The organism is Desulfobacterales bacterium (assembly GCA_028704555.1).
In the GTDB taxonomy this organism is placed as follows: domain Bacteria; phylum Desulfobacterota; class Desulfobacteria; order Desulfobacterales; family JAQWFD01; genus JAQWFD01.
In genome coordinates, this window is the sequence record JAQWFD010000075.1 from 1 (window position 1) to 6,156 (window position 6,156).

Sequence of the window (6,156 nt, forward strand, 5' to 3'; positions counted from 1 at the left end):
GGTTGTCATGGTGGCAGTCAGCCTGGCAACGCAAGAAAAACATGCGTCAAAGCATGAGATGATCCATTATATTCCGGAAGATGAAGCCGTTATCTCAGGCAAATACTAAAAATATAAACCCTTATAACCTTTGTCCGGTCAGGGCGGATGCAGGTCCAGCCGCCCTGGCCACCCCCTTTCTGTAACGTTTCAGACAGGTTCATATTTTTCAGTACATGCATTTTGCATGATTTATAGTCATCAACTGGTGAAAAAATTTTATATGGGAACTGGTCCGGGAGAAAAAAAGTAACTGTCCGAAAAGGGAGTGTAAAACGATGCAGGCCGAAGAAAAACTGGAAATGCGAATCGCCTATGAAAAAATGCTGGCCGAAATATCCGATCAGGCCGTATCGTTCGATAATCTGCAGGTTTTTTTGAAGTCATCTCTGCATCGCATGGGAAACATTCTGGATGTCAGCCGCGTCTTTATTTTTACTTATAATTCTTTTTCCGAAACCTTCTCCTGCATTTGTGAATGGGTAGGCAAAGGCATCGCCTCGCTCCAAGAGCTTGGCGAGCTGACTATATCCATTCCGTGGGGTGCGGAAAAACTCAAAAAAGGCCAGATCATCAACTGTTCGAACGTGCACGAAAGCCCGATTCTGAGATTTAAAGAAAGAATGCAGGCCGGGGAAATCAAATCCACCTTAAATTTTCCGTTGTTCATCAAAGGTGAGTTTTACGGATTTATGGGATTTGATGAGTGCCGGTATTATCGCAATTGGATAGATGAGGATGTGTATATTCTGACCACGGCGGGTCAGATTATTACCAAAGCAATTGAGAACAAAATGTACGAAGAGGAGCTGGAAAAACATCGCAGCCGTCTGGAGTCAGTTTTCAGCAGTGTACAGGATGCTGTTGTCACTGTAGATACCCAAATGAACGTGATTTCGGCAAACAAGGCCGTGGAACATATCTGCGGGATCAAAGCCGTTATCGGCCGGCCATTTATCGATTGCGCAAGCCAATGCAATCAATCGTGCGTTGAAGTGTTGAAAAAAACGTTGAACGCCGGCAAAACCATACGAAATTACCATATCGAATGCGGGCACCACGACAGGAACAAACTGATTGCTATGGTCAACAGCTCCCCGTTGTTAAACAGCGTCGGGAAATTCCTGGGAGCTGTTCTGGTAATTCGTGATATTACCCGGCTCACCCACCTTGAGGAAGAATTGAAAGAACGGCATCATTTTCACAATATCGTCGGAAAAAATGAAAAAATGCAGAAAATTTATCACCTCCTGGAGATGCTGGCCGATCAGAGCACGACGGTTATGATTACAGGCGAAAGCGGTACAGGAAAAGAGCTGGTCGCCAAAGCCCTGCATTATGCCGGTACCCGGGCGAACGGGCCGTATATAACGGTCAATTGTTCGGCCCTTTCTGAAAATCTTCTGGAAAGCGAGCTGTTTGGACATGCCAAAGGGGCATTTACCGGGGCTGACAGAGATAAAATCGGTCGTTTTGAGGCGGCCGCAGGTGGTACGATCCTGCTGGATGAAATTGGCGATATTTCACCTCACATACAGGTAAAGCTGTTAAGGGTACTGCAGGAAAAGGAGGTCGAACGGGTCGGGGAAACGAGTCCGAGAAAAGTGGATGCCCGCGTTATCACAGCAACCAATCGCAACCTGGCAGCACTGATAGAAAAGGGCCTGTTCCGTGAGGATCTCTATTACCGCCTCAACGTATTTGAAATCGAACTTCCGCCCTTGCGCAAACGGTATGATGATATTCCTCTGCTGGTAAGCCATTTTTGCGACGTTTTTAACAAAAGTTATAAAAAACAGATTTCGGGCGTATCGGATGAGGTACAGAAGGCTTTTATGAATTATCCATGGCCTGGAAACGTCCGGGAACTGGCGCATGTCATCGAAAGAGCCTTTGTGCTTTGTCGGAACCAGATCATTGAAATGGATCATCTTCCCTCAGATATCCGAAATTTCATACATGCCAATAAGCAATTGTCTGAAAAACGAACGGAAAGTGGCCCGGATCAGATTCTGAGAGCCCTTGAGAAGACCGATTGGAATATTTCAAAGGCGGCCCGTCTTCTGGCAATCAGCCGGTGGACGATGTATCGAAGGTGTCAAACTTACAATATCAGCAGGCCCATGGCAGGCAAATCGTGACACAAACAAAGATGTCAATGGTGAGGAGGAAAGTGGTGAGTACCCCCCCCCCAAAACTGTCCGAAATTTTGATCAGCATCCAACGTGTGGTATTGCCCGTGAATACGCTGTTTGTTCAGCGGACGGATTGCCTCCTGAAATTCGACAGGACTTTTCACGCGCTGCAGGATCCCTCAAAAGGCACCTGTCTAAACTACTATACTTTTTTGTTTTAAACGCTACGCTCAATGCCATCAGCGTGATGAATTTTCCCCCCCCACCCCCCGGGATTCTTCTTTAAAAAAATTTCTTACGCCAGTAACCAATCAGGTTTAAAAAAAATTTCAGATCATTCAAAAAAATTTCTGAGCCCCGGCTTGTCCGGATTCGAAAGAAGGCAAATAATATACCCGCCATACGGATCCCTTTTCTCCGAAGAGCGAACGCGCGTATCACCCCTGAAAAAATTATTATCTGTCCGATTCCCGATTAATGGTTTTCACCAATAGATGACGCTTTACAGAGTTATTTATTTCGGCATGCCACACACTGCTGATCGGTAATGATTCTCAAAATTGTGCAGGAATACTTCGGGACACCGGACACAAGTGAGATTGACAGATGTGTAGCACTGCTACAATCAATGTGTATTTCATTTTATGCCTGATTGTTTTTTAATTTATAACATCACGAAATTATGGACAAAAAAATATTTTTTAATTTTTAAAATCCTGGCATTTGTTTTGCAGAATTATTTTTGATTACCATTCTTTCTCAGCCATTGTTATTAACCCGGCAATCAAATTAACCAATTATGCTGCATAAGCTATTTTAGGATGGTGGAAGTATTTCGCCACTCTTTTTGGCTTTTTCTGGAGCATCCTTAAATGGGAAATCGTCTTCTTTTTCAATTGCTCTTGAGTTCTGGCAGGAGGACCCCGAATGAACCCCGGCCTTCAGGTCACAATTCAAGTATTCGTTCTGATTCAATTCTGGTGAATAGGACGGCAAAAAGAAAAATTCGATTTCATCTGTATGCGCTTCAACCCATTCTTTGACGGGCTTACTGTGATGCACACGCAGATTATCCAGAATCAAAAAGACTTTCTGGGTAGCATCCTTTACCAGACGTTTCAGAAACTTAATCAATGTTTTGGAATTCATAGCGCTATTATAAATCATAAATCACACCGTGCCCTGATTGGTAATCGAACTGATCATGTTGATTCGTTTCCGTTTAGCAGAAAGCACAATGGCCGGCGTTTTTCATCAAGGCGCATAGCTTCGGCCATTTTGGCTGTCAGATCTCAGGCCGGTTTCGTCTCCCCAGTGAATTTCAGTTTTTTCCTGTTTTGGCTTTAGCGGCGATAGCCGGATAATCATCCGCCAGCCATTTTTTTACCGCGACCGGGTTCGGTTCATAGGCCCGACGTAATGGCTTTTGAGGGGTAAATTCCCAACGTTTCAGGTATTCTCCTACCGTGCGGATTGGCATATTGATCGACCAGAGTTGTTTTACTAATTGTTGAACGGCCCGGCGTGTCCACAGCGCAAAAGGAAGTTTGAGTTGGTCGGGGTTTTTATCGACAAGGGCCTTTTTAAGTTCCTTTTCCTGTTTATTAACCCACTGAAAAAACGCTATATTTTCCATTTTTTGTATGATATTCTCACAGCATGGAATTTAAACGACCATTTTCAAAAGCTGACTGGCTTGCCACGCCAGAACCTGTTCGGAAATATATCGTACAACAGGAGCAGGCGATTGTTAAACTTACATCCAGATTGGAACAGCTGGAAAAGCGGACTGAAAAGCTTGAAGGTCGAGTAAAACAAAATTCTCAAAATTCCAGTAAGCCACCGTCATCTGAGAGCCCGTTTGACAAACCCAAAAAGCAAGACAAAAAGAAAACGAGAAAACGGGGTGGCCAAAAAGGTCATAAGGGCCATCAACAAACTCTTCTTGAGCCCACCGAGGAAGTTCCGCTCTATCCGCATCAATGCATTTGTGGTGGGACACACTTTGACAGCGAGAGTTTAAAACCGTTTTATACACATCAATTCATCGAGTTGCCTGAAATTAAAATGGACGTAACTCATTTTATTCTTCATCAGGGCACATGTTCAAATTGCGGTAAAACGGTCAAAGCCAGTATACCAAAAGAGAATCAAACCGGTTATGGTTCCAGTCTCTGCGCTGCTGTTGGCGAATTAAGTGGCATGCATGGTGCCATGCCGTGAGACGGTTCAAAGTTTTTGTCAATCGGTTTTCGGCTTTCCCATTTCCATCGGTGCGATTCAAAACATTATTGATCGGGTATCATGTGCTATTGAACCGGCCTATGACCGAATTGCCGAAATCGTCAGATCCTCTTTGGTAAATTATGTAGATGAAACGTCTTGGAAAGAAGGCGGGAAACTTCGATGGCTGTGGACCATGGTCAATGAAAACGCGGCCTTTTTCTTGATTCATCCGAACAGATCCAAAGCTGCCTTTGATCAGCTGATCGAAAATTGGAAAAGCATATTAGTCAGTGATGGCTATAATGTTTACCGCAACTGGGTCAATCATCGACAGACTTGTCTGGCTCACTATATTCGAAAGGCCACCGCGCTATCCGAAAGCAAAAACGAATCGATCAGAACGTTTGGTACTAATATAAAGTCCGAGCTCCAACTGCTTTGCAGTTGGGGGGAAAAGCCTCCGAATGAAAAAAAGTGGACCGAATTCATATCCCGTTTTACCCTGCTGTTGATCCTTTATGAAGGTGCTGACGATGAGGCCGGTCAACTGGCCCGCAGTCTTGGTCGTGAGATCGATTCTCTATGGGTTTTTCTTGAAGAAAACGGAGTTGAACCCACTAATAATCGGGCAGAACGTGCGTTGCGCTTTAGTGTGCTCTGGCGAAAACGAAGTAACGGAACCCAGAGCGATAAAGGTAACCGATGGGTCGAACGGATTTTGTCCTTCAAACAAACATGCCGTATAAAGGGGCTGGCACCCTTTCAAATTTTACATGATTCCATCAAATGTTATTTCAAAGAACTGACGCCGAATTTAAACTGGCTCGGATAATTTTCTGCCCCCCCCTGAATAGTTACCGGTATTTAATTTTATATATCAACGACACATTCGTAAAAAAAAGTTGATGCAACATGTCTGATAATTGGACTATGGAAAAAAAAATTTCAAATTTCAGATAAAAAGAAAAAGGAGTACGGAAATGGCAAAAATAGTCAATTCATGGAATGAATGGGATCCGCTCAAACGCGTTATTATCGGAAGACCCGAAGGCACCAACATCCCCGCACCGGAGCCGGCATGGTGGTATGATCCGTCCGGCTGGCGGTTATCCCCTCGGTTCCTGGGGCCCTTTCCCTCAGGAAATGATCGATAAGGCCAACGAGCAGATGAACTATTTCGTCGCCCAGATAGAAAAACGCGGCGCGGTAGTCGAACGGATCAACATCGAAGATTTCATGATGAACAAAACTGTTTTGATTTGAAAATAAGCAATTGACCGACAAAATGGATCGCGTTTTTCTTCGGGCAAAGGAAGACGTGATCGATCTGCCGGGGAAAATATGCGGGGTTTGAATCCATAAAGAACCCGTACCAACGTCATATCTGACTGAATATGCAGCAATGGCGTTGAAACTTCATCCGGGATCTTTATTGAATATAGTATCCACTCCCTGTATTGACCAGCGTTAAATTCTCCCCTGAACATCCGATCATAATGAGTTGGAATTACAGTTACCACATGCTTTAATTCCGACCGAAATTTTTATTTATTACAAATAAAACAGATCCAGATGAAGGAGGTAGTACTACTATGTCACCTATGGCAATCGGTCTTATTTTCTTTATTTTCGCATATTTTGCTCTCGGCGTGGGAATGTATTTTTTGGTGAAAGGAAGCGGGAAACGCTATATCATCTGCGGTAAAAGTCTTCCTTTTTTTCTGGTAGGATCCATGCTGCTGGCGCAATCACTGGA

At 44.1% G+C, this 6,156-nt stretch carries 6 protein-coding genes; 4 read left to right on the top strand and 2 right to left on the bottom strand.

All coding sequences use genetic code 11. The annotated features are described in order from the left end of the window. The first annotated feature begins 317 nt into the window (after window positions 1-317). On the top strand, window positions 318-2,180 hold the full coding sequence (locus tag PHQ97_15770; protein MDD4394190.1) for a sigma 54-interacting transcriptional regulator: 1,863 nt from the start codon (window positions 318-320) through the stop codon (window positions 2,178-2,180). A gap of 810 nt (window positions 2,181-2,990) precedes the next feature. Here PHQ97_15770 and PHQ97_15775 read toward each other — a convergent pair. Together PHQ97_15775 and PHQ97_15780 are read right to left on the bottom strand one after the other, a co-directional pair. Further along, entirely contained in the window at window positions 2,991-3,323 is a 333-nt protein-coding gene (locus PHQ97_15775; protein MDD4394191.1) for a transposase, read from the bottom strand. Between the two features lie 172 nt (window positions 3,324-3,495). Beyond that, window positions 3,496-3,810 carry a winged helix-turn-helix domain-containing protein gene (locus tag PHQ97_15780; GenBank protein MDD4394192.1) on the bottom strand — a complete coding sequence of 105 codons (315 nt, stop codon included), beginning with the start codon at window positions 3,808-3,810 and terminating at the stop codon, window positions 3,496-3,498. Between the two features lie 23 nt (window positions 3,811-3,833). Between PHQ97_15780 and PHQ97_15785 the strand changes: the two genes are divergently transcribed. The 3 genes from PHQ97_15785 (at window position 3,834) to PHQ97_15795 (ending at window position 5,554) form a co-directional block, all read left to right on the top strand. Continuing rightward, complete coding sequence (locus PHQ97_15785; GenBank protein ID MDD4394193.1) at window positions 3,834-4,397, top strand: DUF6444 domain-containing protein; 564 nt, start codon at window positions 3,834-3,836, stop codon at window positions 4,395-4,397. Then, window positions 4,381-5,232, top strand: a complete 852-nt coding sequence (locus tag PHQ97_15790; GenBank protein ID MDD4394194.1) for an IS66 family transposase — start codon at window positions 4,381-4,383, stop codon at window positions 5,230-5,232. Before PHQ97_15785 ends, PHQ97_15790 begins: the two co-directional genes overlap by 17 nt. A 148-nt stretch (window positions 5,233-5,380) precedes the next feature. Then, on the top strand, window positions 5,381-5,554 hold the full coding sequence (locus PHQ97_15795) for a hypothetical protein (protein MDD4394195.1): 174 nt from the start codon (window positions 5,381-5,383) through the stop codon (window positions 5,552-5,554). The last annotated feature ends 602 nt before the right edge of the window (window positions 5,555-6,156 follow it).